The sequence below is a fragment of the Streptomyces sp. NPDC045846 genome (genome assembly GCF_056431605.1).
This window is the reverse complement of sequence record NZ_JBWKKJ010000001.1, coordinates 228,572-243,942: the sequence shown is the minus strand read 5'-3', so window position 1 is coordinate 243,942 and position 15,371 is coordinate 228,572. Positions and strand designations below refer to the sequence as shown.

The 15,371-nt window shown below is 72.3% G+C and carries 13 protein-coding genes; 5 read left to right on the top strand and 8 right to left on the bottom strand.

Annotated features, from left to right (window positions below; all coding sequences use genetic code 11):
* Positions 1-45: 45 nt before the first annotated feature.
* Positions 46-1,626: an MFS transporter gene (locus tag AC07F3_RS01110; protein ID WP_479109215.1), complete on the bottom strand. Its 1,581-nt coding sequence runs from the start codon at positions 1,624-1,626 to the stop codon at positions 46-48.
* A 68-nt stretch (positions 1,627-1,694) separates the two neighbouring features.
* Between AC07F3_RS01110 and AC07F3_RS01105 the strand changes: the two genes are divergently transcribed.
* Positions 1,695-3,284 (top strand): FAD-dependent monooxygenase, encoded by a 1,590-nt coding sequence (locus tag AC07F3_RS01105; protein WP_479109213.1) that lies wholly within the window; start codon positions 1,695-1,697, stop codon positions 3,282-3,284.
* Positions 3,285-3,352: 68 nt separating this feature from the next.
* A complete protein-coding gene (locus AC07F3_RS01100; RefSeq protein ID WP_479109211.1) occupies positions 3,353-3,700 on the top strand; it encodes an ArsR/SmtB family transcription factor in 348 nt (115 codons plus the stop codon).
* 76 nt (positions 3,701-3,776) lie between these two features.
* On the opposite strand, the gene AC07F3_RS01095 is transcribed toward AC07F3_RS01100, so the two are convergent.
* Positions 3,777-5,192 (bottom strand): phytoene desaturase family protein, encoded by a 1,416-nt coding sequence (locus AC07F3_RS01095; RefSeq protein WP_479109209.1) that lies wholly within the window; start codon positions 5,190-5,192, stop codon positions 3,777-3,779.
* Between the two features lie 89 nt (positions 5,193-5,281).
* Here AC07F3_RS01095 and AC07F3_RS01090 point away from each other — a divergent pair, with 89 nt between their 5' ends.
* A complete protein-coding gene (locus tag AC07F3_RS01090; RefSeq protein ID WP_479109207.1) occupies positions 5,282-6,100 on the top strand; it encodes a nucleotidyltransferase domain-containing protein in 819 nt (272 codons plus the stop codon).
* A gap of 24 nt (positions 6,101-6,124) precedes the next feature.
* On the opposite strand, the gene AC07F3_RS01085 is transcribed toward AC07F3_RS01090, so the two are convergent.
* Entirely contained in the window at positions 6,125-6,952 is an 828-nt protein-coding gene (locus AC07F3_RS01085) for an inositol monophosphatase family protein (protein WP_479109205.1), read from the bottom strand.
* Positions 6,953-7,123: 171 nt separating this feature from the next.
* Between AC07F3_RS01085 and AC07F3_RS01080 the strand changes: the two genes are divergently transcribed.
* Entirely contained in the window at positions 7,124-8,179 is a 1,056-nt protein-coding gene (locus AC07F3_RS01080) for a lipoate--protein ligase family protein (RefSeq protein ID WP_479109203.1), read from the top strand.
* 25 nt (positions 8,180-8,204) lie between these two features.
* Complete coding sequence (locus tag AC07F3_RS01075; RefSeq protein ID WP_479109201.1) at positions 8,205-9,098, top strand: hypothetical protein; 894 nt, start codon at positions 8,205-8,207, stop codon at positions 9,096-9,098.
* Here AC07F3_RS01075 and AC07F3_RS01070 read toward each other — a convergent pair.
* The 5 genes from AC07F3_RS01070 to AC07F3_RS01050 all read right to left on the bottom strand — a co-directional run bounded on the left by AC07F3_RS01070 (position 9,062) and on the right by AC07F3_RS01050 (position 15,246).
* Entirely contained in the window at positions 9,062-10,588 is a 1,527-nt protein-coding gene (locus AC07F3_RS01070; RefSeq protein WP_479109199.1) for an NCS1 family nucleobase:cation symporter-1, read from the bottom strand. The genes AC07F3_RS01075 and AC07F3_RS01070 overlap by 37 nt on opposite strands.
* A 73-nt stretch (positions 10,589-10,661) precedes the next feature.
* Complete coding sequence (locus tag AC07F3_RS01065; RefSeq protein ID WP_479109197.1) at positions 10,662-11,660, bottom strand: TIGR03842 family LLM class F420-dependent oxidoreductase; 999 nt, start codon at positions 11,658-11,660, stop codon at positions 10,662-10,664.
* A gap of 12 nt (positions 11,661-11,672) precedes the next feature.
* Positions 11,673-13,076 (bottom strand): dihydropyrimidinase, encoded by a 1,404-nt coding sequence (gene hydA / locus AC07F3_RS01060; protein WP_479109195.1) that lies wholly within the window; start codon positions 13,074-13,076, stop codon positions 11,673-11,675.
* A 47-nt stretch (positions 13,077-13,123) separates the two neighbouring features.
* Positions 13,124-14,407, bottom strand: a complete 1,284-nt coding sequence (locus tag AC07F3_RS01055) for an aspartate aminotransferase family protein (protein ID WP_479109193.1) — start codon at positions 14,405-14,407, stop codon at positions 13,124-13,126.
* Complete coding sequence (locus AC07F3_RS01050; RefSeq protein WP_479109191.1) at positions 14,404-15,246, bottom strand: nitrilase-related carbon-nitrogen hydrolase; 843 nt, start codon at positions 15,244-15,246, stop codon at positions 14,404-14,406. The genes AC07F3_RS01055 and AC07F3_RS01050 overlap by 4 nt, the downstream gene beginning before the upstream one ends.
* Positions 15,247-15,371: the final 125 nt, after the last annotated feature.

Here is a 15,371-nt window from a genome sequence, read left to right as displayed (position 1 = left end):
CGGGAGCAGGGGGCCGCTTTGCCGCGGCGTCCGGGGCGGGTTCGGTCAGCGGGTCCGGGTGGAGGGACGCAGAAGGCCGACGACCAGGACCGTCAGGACGGCGCCGACCGCAACGAGCACCCAGAGCATGGTGTGCAGTGCCGCGTCGTAGCCGGTGACGAGGCTGTGCGCGAAGTCGGCTCGGCCGGCGGCGGGCGCGTGCGCGGCCGCTTCGGTGATCTTGCCGGTGGAGACCTGGTCCGCGATCTCGTGCGGGTCCGCGTCCGGCCCGGCGGCCCGGTGCACGCTGTCGGCGATCTTCGAGGCGGTGAACGTGGTCAGCAGGGCGCCGTAGATGGCGACGGCGATGGCCTCGCTGCCCAGCCGGGCGGTGTTGACCAGCCCGGCGGCCATGCCCGACTTCTCGGGGCTGACCAGGCGCAGGGCTTCGCCGTCCACGAGACCCACGCCGAGGCCGAAGCCCGCGCCGATGAGGACCATCGGGACGATGACCGAGAGGAACGAGGCCTCGGGCCCGATGACGAGCAGCCAGGCCGGTCCGATCACGAAGAACAGCAGCGAGCAGGCGAGGATGTGCCGCGCGGCCACTCCGCGCTGGGCGATCCAGCCGGCCAGGACCGGGGCGATGACGATGGGGATCGTCATGACGAGCATCTTCAGCCCCGCGGTGCCCACGTCGTCGCCCCACGCCGTGGACATGTAGGTGGGCAGGTAGGTGAGCAGGGTGACGAAGCCGAAGGACGCGGTGACGGGCACCATGATGAGTCCGACCATGCGGCGGTCGCGCAGGACCGAGAAGTCGAACATGGGGTGCTCACGGCGCCGTTCGACGGCGACGAAGACGGCGAGCAGAACGACACCGGCGGCCAGCAGGGCGAGCGTTCCGGGCGCGGCCCAGCCCCAGGCGCCGCCCTGGACGATGGCGAAGATCAGCAGCAGCAGCCCGCCGACGAAGGTGGCGGAGCCGGGGGTGTCGATGCTCGCGCCGTGCCGCAGGGATTCGGGAGCGGACTTGGCGATGGCCACCAGGACCAGCACGATGGCGATGCCGACCGCGTTGAAGACGAAGATCGTCTGCCAGCCCAGCCGGTCGACGAGCAGACCGGAGATGGTGGGGCCGAGCCCCAAGCCCAGACCGGCCGCGGTGCCCATGAAGGCGAAGGCGCGCAACTGGCTCTTGCCCTCGAAGTTGGTGGCGAGGAGGGCACCGCCGCAGGAGAAGATGGCGGCCGCGCCGATGCCCGCGAGGGCGCGGGCGATGTCCAGGACCACGATGTTCGTGGTGCTCGCACTGAGGACGGCGGCCACGAGGAACGTGCTCGCGCCGGTCATGAAGAGGCGCTTGCGGCCGAAGATGTCGGCGAGGGATCCGGCGAGCAGGGTCGAGCAGGCGAAGGCCAGGTTGAAGGCGTTGACCACCCACTGGAGGGTGGCGGCGCCCGCCCCGGTGTCGGCGGCGATGGCCGGCAGGGCGACGCCGGTGCCGGAGACGCCGGTGGGCACGATCAGGCAGCCCAGCAGGACGGCGGCCAGCAGGATCCTGCTGCTGCCGGCAGGGGCCGCCTCGGCGGCGACCGGCGTTTCCACCAAGGGTGTTGGGGCGAGGTTCGGGGCAGCGTCGGGCATGGCGTGCTCCATAGGCAGGACGGACTGGTACGGCGAACACCGAACCAAGGTACGGTCCGTAACGTACCATGAGAGGTACGCCGAACATCGTACCCACCGGAGGTCTCTCCATGCCCTTGTCGCCTCTTCCCCCCGCAGCGGACGTAGTTGTCGTCGGAGGCGGTCCCGTCGGCATGCTGCTCGCGGCGGAACTCGCCCTGCGCCAGGTGCGGGTGGTGGTTCTGGAGCGGGCGGAGCGGACCGTGGACGAGCCCCGGGCCGGCACCCTGCACGCCCGCACCGCGCAATCCCTGGCCCGGCGCGGGGTGTTGCCCGGCGGTCCGGCCGACGCCGCGGCCGGGGAGCGGACGAGCACGCCCTTCCACTTCGCGGGGATGCCGGGGCTCACCATCAGCGCACCGGCCACCGAGGGCGCGCCGGTTGTGGGCATGCCGCAGGCCCGGATCGAGCGCTACTTCGAGGCGCGCGCACGGGAGTTGGGCGGCACGGTCGTGCGCGGCGCGACCGTGCGCGCGGTCCGCCAGGGCGCGGGGAGCGTCGAGGTGGAACTGGCCGACGGCTCCACCATCACCTCCGGCTGGGTGGTCGGCTGCGACGGCGCCCGCAGCACCGTCCGCGCGCACGCCGGTATCGGCTCCTCCGAACACCCCGCCACCTGCGCGGCACTTGTCGCCATGGTGCGGCTGACCGATCCCGCCCGCGCGTTCCCGGGATGGCACCGGACGCCCCGCGGCTGGATCATGATGAACGTCAACCCGTTCGGCGTCAGCCGGGTCCTCACCTTCGACTTCGACGCCCGCCACGACGACCGGCGCGCGCCGGTCACCCTGGCGGAGGTCAGCGAGACGACGGAACGCATAGCGGGCCGCCCCGTCCCCATGACCGGCCTCGGCCCCGCCGGGCGCTTCAGCGACTTCGCCCGCCTCGCCGACACCTACCGCGAGGGCCGCGTCCTGCTGGCCGGTGACGCCGCCCATGTGCACTTCCCCGTCGGCGGCCAGGGCCTGAACCTCGGTCTGCAGGACGCCTTCAACCTGGGCTGGAAACTCTCCGCCGTGGTGCGCGACGGCGCGCCGGAGGAACTCCTCGACAGCTATACGCAGGAGCGGCGGCCGACGGCACGCCGGGTCATCGACAACACCCGGATCCAGGCCACCCTGATGGACCCGTCCAGCCGGTTCGACCCGCTGCGCGCCCACTACCGCGAGCTCCTCACCCTCCCCGAGGCGAACGGCCGCATCGGCGACATGATCAGCGGCCAGGAGGCGGCGTACGGACAGGGGTTCGCCCAGGACCGCGCGCTGGGCGGCGTCCACGCGGGGCTGCGTCTCAGCGACCTGCTGGCGGGCGGACGCGCCGTGCTGCTCGACGAAGGGAAGGGAGCGGGCGCCGCGGCCAAGGCCGCCGAGGCGTGGTCCGACCGGTTGGAGACCGCCGTCGCCGCCGTGCCCGAAGGCTCGCGGTCCCGCGTCCGGCTCGTCCGTCCCGACGGCTACATCGCCTGGTCGTCGCCCTCGGACGCGGTGCGCCCCCGCGAACTCCAGGACGTGCTCGCCCGGCTCCTCGGGCCGCACCGGCGGCGGGCCGCGGCGCGGCCGGGCGCAGACCCGGTGCCGGCCGGACAGCGCACCGAAGCCGCCTCCGCGCGCGGAAGGTGACGGCGACGCCCCTACAGGTACGGCCGACAGCGTACCCTAAGGGGCAGGGAGAGCCAGAAAGGGCCGACATGACCACAGAGTTGTTCCACCCAGAGCTCAAGGACGTCGAACTGGGCAGGGTCCTGACCGCCCTGACCGACCCGCTGCGCCGGCGCGTCGTCATCGATCTCATCCGGGAGGAGGACGGGGTCGAGCGCACCTGCATGTCCTTCGGCCTGCCGGTGGGCAAGTCCACGCTCACCCACCACTTCCGCATCCTGCGCGAAGCCGGGCTGATCCACCAGGTCGACCGCGGCAACAGCCGCAAGGTCCAGCTGCGCCGCGCCGAGTTCGAGGCCCGGTTCCCCGGCATCCTCGCGCTGCTGCTCGCCGAGGCCCCCGCGGACCTGGGCTCCGGCACCCAGCCCGCCGCCTGAGGCGCCGCCCGGCCCGGAGCGTGCGGCACCGCTCCGGGCACGGAACGCTTCAGCACCGCTGCCGGCTACGCCGACCTCACCGGCGGTCCGCCTTCCGCAGGCTGCGCCACACCGCCTTCGCCGCGTTGTGGCCGGACATTCCGTGCACGCCCGGGCCCGGCCAGGCGGCCGACGAACACAGGAACACCGACGGGTGGCGGGTGGCGTACGGGAACAGGGAGACCTTCGGGCGGAGCAGCAGCTGAAGGCCGCGGGCCGCGCCGCACGCGATGTCGCCGCCCACGTAGTTGGCGTTGCGCTCGGCGAGTTGGGGCGGCCCCGCGGTGGCACGGGCGAGGATCCGGTCACGGAAGCCGGGCGCGAACCGCTCGATCTGCCGCTCGATGGCATCGGTGAAGTCGCCCTCCCACCCGTTGGGAACGTGTCCGTACGCCCAGAACACGTGCTTGCCCTCGGGTGCGCGGGACGGGTCGACGAGGCTGGGCTGCGCGGTGATCAGGAAGGGCGTCTCGGGCGCGGTTCCCCCCGAGGCCTGGCTCAGGGCGGTGCCGATGTCGCGGCTGGACGGGCCGATCTGGACGGTCCCGGCCAGGCGCGGCTCCTTGGCCGTCCAGGGAACGGGCCCGTCCAGGGCGTAATCGATCTTGAACACGGCGGCGCCGTACTTGTAGCCGTCGTAGGCGCGGCCCAGGCCCGCGATTCGGGCGAGCGCGGTCGGCGAGGTGTCGAAGAGGTAGGTGCGGGCCGGCGGCAGGTCGTCCAGGCGCTTCACCTCGAACCCGGTGTGGACCACCCCGCCCAGCTCACGCAGGTATCCGGTGAGCGCGTCGGAGATCGACTGGGAGCCGCCGCGCGGCAGCGGCCAGCCGTTCTCGTGCGCGGCGAGCGCGAACAGCATGCCGACACCGGCCGTGGCCACCCCGTCGAGGGGGGCGATGACATGCGCGACGAGCCCGGCCATCAGGGCGCGCGCCCGGTCGTCCCGGAAGCGGCGCATCAGCCAGCTGTACGGCGGCAGGCCCACGGTCCCGAACCGGGCGAGGCCGACCGGATCGCGGGGCAGCGCGGTCAGCGGCAGCGACATGAAGTCCCGTGCCAGCACGTCCCACTTGCCGAGGTAAGGGGAGACAAGGCGGCGGTACGCCCCGGCGTCGCGCGGCCCGAAGGACGCCGCGGTCTCGGCGACCGAGCGGGACAGCACGGCGGCCGTGCCGTCGTCGAAGGGATGCGCCATCGGCAGCTCGGGGTGCAGCCACTCCAGGCCGTACCGGTCCAGCGGCATGGCCCGGAAGGCGGGCGAGCCGATGCCGAGGGGGTGGACGGCGGAGCACGGGTCGTGGCGGAAGCCGGGGAGGGTGAGCTCCTCGGTCCTGGCGCCGCCGCCCACGGTGTCCTTGGCCTCGAAGACCTCGACGCGCAGCCCCCTCCTGGCCAGTTCGACCGCGGCGGTCAGCCCGTTGGGGCCCGCCCCCACGACGACGGCATCGAGCATCGACGGCACCTCGGACTCCTCACGCCACGGCCAGGGCCCCCAGGATATTCCGGTGCGCCGACAATCCGGCCCGGGGTAGCGTCCGCCCGGTGAACTCCCCCACGGACACCGCCTTCGGCCGACGCGTCACCACCCTCGCCCATCGGCTCACCGAGGTGTCCGGGGTGCGCGCCGTCGCCCTCGGCGGCAGCCGCGCCCGGGGCGCGCACCGGCCGGACTCCGACTGGGACCTGGGCCTCTACTACCGGGGCGAGGTCGACGTCACCGCCCTGGCCCGGCTGGCCGAGGAGACCACGGGCGCACCGGTCGAGGTCGCGGGTCCGGGCGGCTGGGGCCCCTGGGTGAACGGCGGCGCCTGGCTGACGCTCGACGGCGTCGCCGTCGACTGGATCCTGCGCGACCTCGACCGCGTCGAGCGCGTCTGGGACGACTGCCTCGCGGGGCGGTACGAGGTCGGCGTGCAGCCCGGGCACCCGCTCGGCTTCTGGTCACCGGCGTATCCGGGCGAGGTCGCCCTCGGGCACGTACTGGCCGATCCCCAGGGCGAGTTGACGGATCTTCAGGAACGGACACGGCACTACCCCGAGCCGTTGCGAGCGGCGCTGATCGGTGCGTCCTGGGAAGCGGAGTTCTCCGTCGCGGTCGCCCGCAAGTCGGCCGCGGGCGGCGACCCGCTGCACGTGTCGCTCTGTCTGTCCCGGGCCTTCGGCATCCTCGCCCAGTCGCTGCACGCCCACCGTCGGCGCTGGCTCCTCAACGAGAAGGGCGCGCTCGCCTCGGCGGCTGCCCTGCCCAACGCTCCGGCGGACTTCGCCGAGCGGGCGGCGGCGGCCCTGACCGGGCTCGACGCCGAGGCGGTCGAGCTCGCGGCCGCCCTGGTCAGCGACGTGCGGTCAGCCCTGTCCTGAGCCGCCGCGCGCCCTGCCGTGGTCTCACTTCCCCGCGAGCAGGCTCCGCACCCGCTCGGCCGTCGCCGCGTCGCGGGCCGCGGTGAACGGGAGCGCGTTGCCCCCGGCGATCCGGAACGGCTCCCCGGCGACCGTGGTCTGCGCGCCGCCCGCCTGGGCGACCAGGAGCAGCCCCGCCGCGTGATCCCACGCGTACTCCCACGAGAACGCCACCGCGTCCAGTTCGCCGCGGGCTATCGCCAGGTATTCCAGGCCCGCCGAGCCGCACGGCCGGGGCTGGACGCCGTCGGTGCGCAGGCCGAGCAGGGCGCGCTTCTGGTCGGGCGTCGTGTAGTCCGGGTGGGAGGTCGCCACGTCGAGCACCGCGCCGGGCGCGGGTGAACCGGCGTGCAGCGGCAAGCCGTTGAGGGTGGCGCCCCGGCCGCGCACCGCCACGGCCAGCTCGTCGAGCGCGGGCGCGTACGTCCACGACGCGAGGAGCTCGCCCCGGTGGGCGAGGGCGACCAGGGTGCAGAATCCGGCTTCGCCGCGGACGAACTGGCGGGTGCCGTCCACCGGGTCGACGATCCACACCGGGGCGTCGCCGCGCAGCGCCCCGTACACCTCCGGGTCGGCGTGCACGGCTTCCTCGCCGACGACCACGGAGCCGGGAAGTATCGCGGTGAGGGAGGCGGTGAGATGCTCCTCCGCCAGCCGGTCGGCGACCGTCACCAGATCGTGCGGGCCGTTCTTCTCGACGATCTCGTGGGCGGCGAGCTGCCGGAAACGCGGCATGATCTCGGCGGCCGCCGCCTTGCGGAGCGCCTCTTCCACCGCCGCCTGGTCACCTGCGAGAAATCCTTCGTCGATCATGCGTCCAGGAAAGCACGCGGCACTGACAATCAGGGAGCCCCGGGGAACCGACCGGTGAACACGGCACGGCTTCGCCGTGAACGCCGCCGCCCTGCAGCGCCGCGGCCCGCGGCCGGAATAGCGGCCGTCCGATTACCGTTGAGCCCGCTCGGAGCAGATGGAGGCAGAACGGTGCACGGCGAATACAAGGTCCCCGGCGGCAAGCTCGTCGTCGTCGACCTCGACACCCGCGACGGAGTCCTGCGGGACGTGAGGGTGGCGGGCGACTTCTTCCTCGAACCCGACGAGGCGATCCTGGCGATCAACGGGGCCCTGGAAGGCGCCCCCGCCGACACCGACGCGGCCGGGCTCGCGGCCCGCGTCGACGCCGCGCTGCCGCCCGGCACCACCATGTACGGACTGACCTCGGAAGGCGTGGCGGTCGCCGTGCGGCGGGCGCTGGCCCACGCCACCGACTGGAACGACTACGACTGGCAGCTGATCCACGAGGCCCCGCAGTCGCCCGCGCTGCACATGGCGCTCGACGAGGTCATCACCGCCGAGGTCGCGGCCGGCCGCCGCCCGCCCACCTTGCGCGTGTGGGAGTGGGGCGCGCCCGCCGTCGTCATCGGCAGCTTCCAGTCGCTGCGCAACGAGGTCGACGCGGAGGGCGCCGAGCGCCACGGCATCACCGTCGTACGACGCATCAGCGGCGGCGGCGCCATGTTCATCGAGCCCGGCAACACGATCACGTACTCGCTGTCCGTGCCCGACGCCCTCGTGCAGGGCCTGTCCTTCGCGGACAGTTACGCCTACCTCGACGACTGGGTGCTCGGCGCGCTCGGCGACATGGGCGTCAAGGCCTGGTACCAGCCGCTCAACGACATCGCGACCGAGGCCGGGAAGATCGCGGGTGCGGCACAGAAGCGGATGGTCGCGGACGACGGCGCGGTGCTGCACCACGTGACGATGGCGTACGACATCGACGCCGACAAGATGACGGACGTGCTCCGCATCGGCCGCGAGAAGCTCTCCGACAAGGGCACGAAGAGCGCGAAGAAGCGCGTCGATCCGCTGCGGCGGCAGACCGGGCTGCCGCGCGAGGCCGTGATCGAGCGGATGATCGCCTCCTTCCGCTCCCGGTACGGTCTGTCCGAGGGCGGGATCACGGACGAGGAGATGGCCCGGGCGCGCGAGCTGGCGGCGAGCAAGTTCAGCACCGCCGAGTGGACGGCGCGCGTGCCGTAGCCGGGACGGGGAGAGGGAGCGGGACATGGCGGAGCAGTCGTTGTACGTGGACGGGCCCGCCGTTCCCGTGCTGCGGGTGGAGGCCGCGTCCGGCGGACGGCTGCTCCTGCGCCAGGGCGCGGACCCGGTCCTCTTCGCGGTCCAGCGGGCCAGCCACCGGGGCCTGCACTACGCGCGGACGGGCCGCTACGTCTCGCCCCTGCCCCCGCTGCGCGCCTCTCTGGCCCACTCGCTGCGGGACTCGCGGGACTGGTCGGCCCGCTGGTCGCACCACCTCACCTCCGCGCTGCGTTCGAGCCCCAACGGACCTCTCCACCAAGGGGATTGGCAGGTGCTGCGGTCGCTTCCGGGCTGGTTCGCCGACGCCAACTGGGCCAAGCTCCTCGCCCACGACCCCGACCGGGGCCACCTCACCTGGTTCGGCTACGGCGACCCGCCCGAGGACGCCCGCGACCTGCTCCCCCTGCGCGCGCTCTCCGCGCCCGACGCCCCGCGCGTGAAGGCCTGCCGGCGCCAGTACCGCGAGGGCGTGCTCCCTCCGGTGCTGCTCTGGTGGGTCAGCGGGCTCAACTCGCCCGTGGTGCTCGACGGGCACGACCGCCTGACGGCCGCCCTCGCCGAAGGCGGCCGCCCCGAGCTTCTCGTGCTCACCCGTGCGCGGCCGGACGGGTGGGCCGAGCAGGCGGTGCGTGGGCGCGTCGAGGCGTACGAGCAGCACGTGCGCGGGCAGCGGGCGAAGGGCGGGCCGCTCGCCCCGGTGCTGATCTCCGAGGAGTCGCGCCGGTTCGCGGCCGACCTGACCGCCCTGGCACAGACCCCGGACCTCACCCGCGCCTGGCCCCTGCCGGGCGGCCCCGCGGCCTGGCAGCGGGCGGTCGACGTCTACGCGCCGGGCTGGGTGGCAGGCCCCGGGGACTGACGGCGCGCGGCGGGGGTCCCGGCCATCAGCGCGACGTACAGCAGCAGCGCCGAGCCGAGCCCCACCGCCCAGCCGTAGTCCGCGAGCGGTTTGAGGAACGGGATGAGGCCGTCGGTGGGGAACGGGCCCGCTGGGGCGCCCTTGTCGTCGAGGGTGGAGTACGAGCCGCCGACCGCGAGCACCCCGCCCACCAGGAACGCGGCCACCGCGCGCCAGTTCCAGCCGCCGGTGTACCAGTAGCGGCCGCCCGGACGGTACAGGTCGGCGACGTCCAGGACGGTGCGGCGCACCACCCAGTAGTCGGCGATGAGGATCCCGGCGACCGTGCCGAGCAGGCCGCCCACCACCCCGAGCCAGGTGAAGATGTACAGCTCGGGGGTCGAGGTCAGCTTCCACGGGAAGATCAGGACGCCGACGACGCCCGTGATGAGCGCTCCCCGGCGGAAGTCGATGAACCTGGGGGCCAGGTTCGCCAGGTCGTACGCGGGCGAGACGACGTTCGCCGCGATGTTCACCGAGACCGTCGCGACCAGCACGGTGACCAGCGCGAAGAGCAGGCCGAAGACGTTGTCGGTCTTGGCGACCAGATCGACCGGGCTCCAGATCGGCACCCCGTACACCGCCTGGGAGCCCGAGGTGACCAGCACCGACAGGAGCGCGAACGCGGTCATCGTCGTGGGCAGCCCGAGCGTCTGGCCCCAGACCTGGGCGCGCTGGCCCCGGCCGAAGCGGGTGAAGTCGGGGATGTTCAGGGACAGCGTCGCCCAGAAGCCGATCATGCCCATGAGGGAGGGGAAGAAGACGGGCCAGAAGTCGGGGCCCCAGCCGTGCTTGGCGGGCTGGTCGAGGAGGGGGCCGAAGCCGCCCGCCTTGTGGGCGATCCAGACCAGCAGGACCAGCGCGCCGACGAGGACGAAGGGCGCCGCCCAGTTCTCGAAGCGGCGCAGGGTGTCCATCCCCCGGTGGATGATGGCCAGTTCGAGCGCCCAGAACAGCACGAAGCACAGCCAGAGCGTCCAGGGCTGGCCGCCGATCGACGCGACGTCGGTCCAGCCGCCGAAGACCTTGCCGAGCAGGACGAAGACGCCCTGCCCGCCGATCCAGGTCTGGATCCCGAACCAGCAGCAGGCGACGGCGGCGCGGATCATCGCCGGGAGGTTGGCGCCGCGCAGCCCGAAGGAGGCGCGGGCCAGGACCGGGAACGGAATGCCGTACTTGGGGCCGGCGTGCCCGGTCAGGAGCATCGGGACCAGGACGATCAGGTTGGCGACGGCGATGGTGAAGACGGCCTGCTTCCAGTCCATGCCGAGCGCGACCAGACCGGAGGCAAGCGTCCAGGAGGGGATGTTGTGGGCCATGCCGACCCACAGGGCGGCGAAGTTGTACGTCGTCCAGGTGCGGCCCTCGGGTGGTACGGGCCGCAGGTCCTCGTTGGCGAACCGGTCGTCCTGTGGGTGGGCCGTGGCGGGTATGGGGGTGGTGTCGGTCATGGGCAGGCCATTCGTTCGGGGTGGCGGCGAGGAGAGGCGAACGGGCCGTGCGGCGGGGCGAGTTGGCCGAGGATCAGCGCAGGGCGGGGATGATCTGCTCGCCGTAGGCGTCGATGACCGCCTCGCGGGCGTCGTGCATGGCGTACACCGCGAACTGGTCGACGCCGAGGTCGCGCAGCGCCTTGAGCTTGTCGATGTGGGCCTGGGGCGGGCCTAGCAGGCAGAAGCGGTCGACGATCTCGTCGGGCACGAAGGCGGTGTCGGGGTTTCCGGTGCGGCCGTGGTGGCTGTAGTCGTAGCCCTGGCGCTGCTTGATGTAGGCGGTGAGGGCTTCGGGGACGAGGCCGGAGTGCTCGCCGTAGCGGGTCACCAGGTCGGCGACGTGGTTGCCGACCATCCCGCCGAACCAGCGGCACTGCTCGCGGGCGTGGGCGAGGTCGTCGCCGACGTAGGCGGGGGCCGCGACGCAGATCGTGAGGGCCTCGGGGTCGCGTCCCGCGTCGGCGGCGGCCTTGCGGACCGCCTTGACCATCCACTCGGTGAGGAACGGGTCGGCGAGCTGGAGGATGAAGCCGTCGGCCTTCTGCCCCGCGAGCGCGAGGGCCTTCGGTCCGTACGCGGCCATCCAGACCGGGAGTTGCCCGTTCTTCACCCAGGGCAGCTTGAGGCGCTGCCCGTCGACGTCGGCCTCGCGGCCCTCGGCGAGGTCGCGGATGACGTCCATGGCCTCGCCGAGCCGGGCCAGCGTGTTCGGCTTGCGCCCGGCCACCCGCATCGCCGAGTCGCCGCGCCCGATGCCGCACACCGTGCGGTTGCCGTACATGTCGTTGAGGGTGGCGAACGTGGAGGCGGTGACCTCCCAGGTGCGGGTGCCGGGGTTGGTGACCATCGGGCCGACGGTCAGCTTGGTGGTGTGTTCCAGGATGCGGCTGTAGATGACGAAGGGCTCCTGCCAGAGCACCGCCGAGTCGAAGGTCCAGCCGTAGCGGAAGCCGTTGCGTTCCGCGCGCCGCATGAGGCCGACGACGGCCGAGGCGGGCGGGTCGGTCTGAAGGACGAGTCCGAAGTCCATGGTGCGGTGCTCCTAGCCGAGGTACTGACAGGTGGCGCGCGGTACGTAGCAGCCGTGCCCGGCCCGTCCGGTGAACTGCCGGTCGTGGATGACGGGTTCGCCCCGCGAGAGCACCGTCTCGACGCGGCCGGTGACCCGCCTGCCCTCGTACGCCGAGTAGTCCACGTTCATGTGGTGGGTCTCGGCGGAGATGACCTGCTCGGCGTGCGGGTCGTAGATGACGACGTCGGCGTCGGCGCCCGGCGCGATGGTGCCCTTCTTCGGGTAGAGGCCGAACATCCGGGCCGGGCTCGCGCAGGCGATCTCGATCCAGCGGCGGCGCGTGAGGTGGCCGTCGACGACCGCCTGGTGCAGCAGGTCCATGCGGTTCTCGACGCCGGGCAGCCCGTTGGGGATCTTGGAGAAGTCGCCGCGGCCGAGCTCCTTCTGCCCCGTGAAGCAGAACGGGCAGTGGTCGGTGGACACCACCTGGAGATCGTTGGTGCGCAGGCCCCGCCACAGCGCGGCCTGATGCTCCTTGGGGCGCAGGGGAGTCGAGCAGACGTACTTGGCACCCTCGAAGTCCGGCTCGGCGAGGTTGTCGGTGGACAGGAACAGGTACTGCGGGCAGGTCTCGCCGAAGACGGGGAGCCCCTTGTCGCGCGCCACAGCCAGTTCGGCGAGCGCCTCCTCGGCCGAGACGTGGACGACGTAGAGCGGCGCGCCCGCGACCCGGGCGAGCTGGATCGCCCGGTGGGTGGCCTCGGCCTCCAGGAGGGCCTTGCGCACCTCGCCGTGGTGGCGGGGATCGGTCTCGCCGCGCGCGAGGGCCTGCTCGACCAGCACGTCGATGGCGATGCCGTTCTCGGCGTGCATCATGATCAGCCCGCCGTTGCCGGCGGAGCGCTGCATCGCGCGCAGGATCTGCCCGTCGTCGCTGTAGAAGACGCCGGGGTACGCCATGAACAGCTTGAAGGACGTGATGCCCTCCTCGACGAGCAGGTCCATCTCCTTGAGCGAGGACGCGTCGACGTCGGAGAGGATCATGTGGAAGCCGTAGTCGATGGCGCACTGCCCGTCGGCCTTGGCGTACCAGGCGTCGAGACCGGCCCGCAGCGACTGGCCGCGGGACTGCACGGCGAAGTCGACGATGGTGGTGGTGCCGCCCCAGGCGGCCGCGCGGGTGCCGGTCTCGAAGGTGTCGGAGGCGAAGGTGCCGCCGAAGGGCAGTTCCATGTGGGTGTGGGCGTCGACACCGCCCGGGATGACGTACTTGTCGGTGGCGTCCAGGGTGCGCTCGGCGGCCCAGGCCTGGGCCACGGCCGAGCCGTGCGCCGCGATGGCCGCGATCCGGCCGTCCTCGATCAGTACGTCGGCGTGCGTCTCGTCGGCGGCGGTGATGACCAGGCCGCCGCGGATGAGGGTGCGGGTACTCATGGGTGGAGCTCCCTTTCGTACACGTACACGTGCGTGAGCTGGGTGAACTACACGGTGCGCAGCGCGCGTTCGAGGATCGCCGCGCCCTCTTCGGCCTCCGCGACGGTGAGCGTGAGGGGCGGGGCGACGCGCAGCACGCTGGTGTCGTGGCCGCCGCCCTTGCCGATGAGGAGGCCGCCTTCGCGGGCGGCTTCGAGGACCGCGGCCGCGGCTTCGGGGTTGGCCTCGTCGGTGCCGGGCTTGACCAGCTCGATGCCGGCCATCAGTCCCCGGCCGCGCACCTCGCGCACGACGGGGAGCTGGGCGCCGATCGCGCGCAGCCGCTCGATGAGCAGTCCGCCGACGCGGCGCGCGTTGCCCTGGAGGTCGTGTTCCAGGAGGTAGGTGAGGTTGGCGAGGCCGGCCGCCATGGTGACCGGGGAGCCGCCGAAGGTCGAAATGGAGTTGCTGTCCAGGCAGTTCATGACGTCGGCGCGGGCGACGACGCCGCCGATGGACATGCCGTTGCCGATGCCCTTGGCGAAGGTGAGCAGGTCGGGCGGGCCGCTCTGCGCATGGGCCTGCCAGCCCCAGAAGTGGTCGCCGGTGCGGCCCCAGCCGGTCTGCACCTCGTCGGTGATCCACAGGATGCCGTGCCGGTCGAGGACCTCGCGGAACGCGGCGTAGAGGCCGTCGGGCGGCGAGGTGAAGCCGCCGACGCCCTGGATGGGTTCGGCGATCAGCGCGGCCACGTTGCGGGTGTGGCCGAGCAGGTCTTCGAGGTCGGCGACGCAGGCCTCGATGAACTGGCTGTCGCTGAGGTGCGCGTAGGGGCCGCGGGCGCGGACGCCGCCGTGCACGTACAGCGTCTGGAGCGGCGAGAGGCTGGTCGGGGACCAGGCGTGGTTGCCGGTGATGCCCACGGCGCTGAACGAGCGGCCGTGGTAGCTGTTGCGCATCGCGAGGATCTGGTTGGAGCCCCGGTACGCGGTCGCGAGCAGCAGCGCGGTGTCGTTGGCCTCGGTGCCGGAGGTGGTGAAGAAGACCCGCGCGTCGGGGATGCCGGACAACTGGGCGACGCGTTCGGCGAGTTCCACCATCTGGCGGTTGAGGTAGAGGGTCGAGGTGTGGATGATCCGCCCGGCCTGTTCGGCGACGGCCTTGGTGACCTCGGGCAGCGCGTGGGCGGTCATCGTGGTGAGGATGCCGCCGAAGAAGTCGAGGTACTTGTTGCCGTCGGCGTCCCAGACGTGACGGCCCTCGCCGTGGGTGATCTCCAGGGGCCGCTGGTAGTAGAGGGCGAGCCAGTCGGGCAGGACGGACCTGTGGCGTTCGTGGAGGGGACGGTTCACGGTTTCACCAGGCCTTCGTAGGCGTCGGGGCGGCGGTCTCGGTAGAACGCCCACTGTTGGCGGACTTCCTCGATGAGGCCGAAGTCGAGGTCGCGCACGAGGAGCTCCTCCTCCTTGTCGCTGGCCACCTCCCCGACGAACTGGCCGCGCGGGTCGACGAAGTAGCTCGTCCCGTAGAAGTCGTTGTCGCCGTACTCCTCGCGTCCGACCCGGTTGATCGCGGCGACGAAGTACTCGTTGGCGACGGCGGACGCGGGCTGCTCCAACTGCCAGAGGTAGGCGGAGAGCCCGCGCGAGGTGGCCGACGGGTTGTACACCAACTGGGCCCCGTTGAGGCCGAGTTGGCGCCAGCCCTCGGGGAAGTGGCGGTCGTAGCAGATGTAGACGCCGACCTTGCCGACGGCCGTGTCGAAGACGGGCCAGCCGAGGTTGCCGGGTTTGAAGTAGTACTTCTCCCAGAAGCCCTTGACCTGGGGGATGTGGTGCTTGCGGTACTTGCCGAGGTAGCTGCCGTCGGCGTCGATGACGGCGGCGGTGTTGTAGTAGAAGCCCTCGCCCTCGATCTCGAAGACGGGGACGACGATGACCATCCCGGTCTCGCGGGCGAGTTCCCTCATCCGGGTGACGGTGGGGCCGTCCGGGACGGGCTCGGCCCAGCGGTAGTGCTCGGCCTCCTGCACCTGGCAGAAGTAGGGGGCGTTGAAGACTTCCTGGAAGCCGATGATCTTCGCGCCCCGGCGGGCCGCCTCACGGGCGTGTTCCTCATGCTTGGCGATCATGGAATCGGTGTCGCCGGTCCAGGTCGCCTGAACCAGTGCGGCGCGCACGACGTTGGCCATGAGCTGCTCCTTCGACGGGTCGTCAGCCAGCCAAATCCACACGCGTAGATCCGTGTGTGGATGAGACCGTAAGGCGCGTCACGCACCGTGGCAAGACCATCGCCGTCACGGCGAGGCTGATTGCG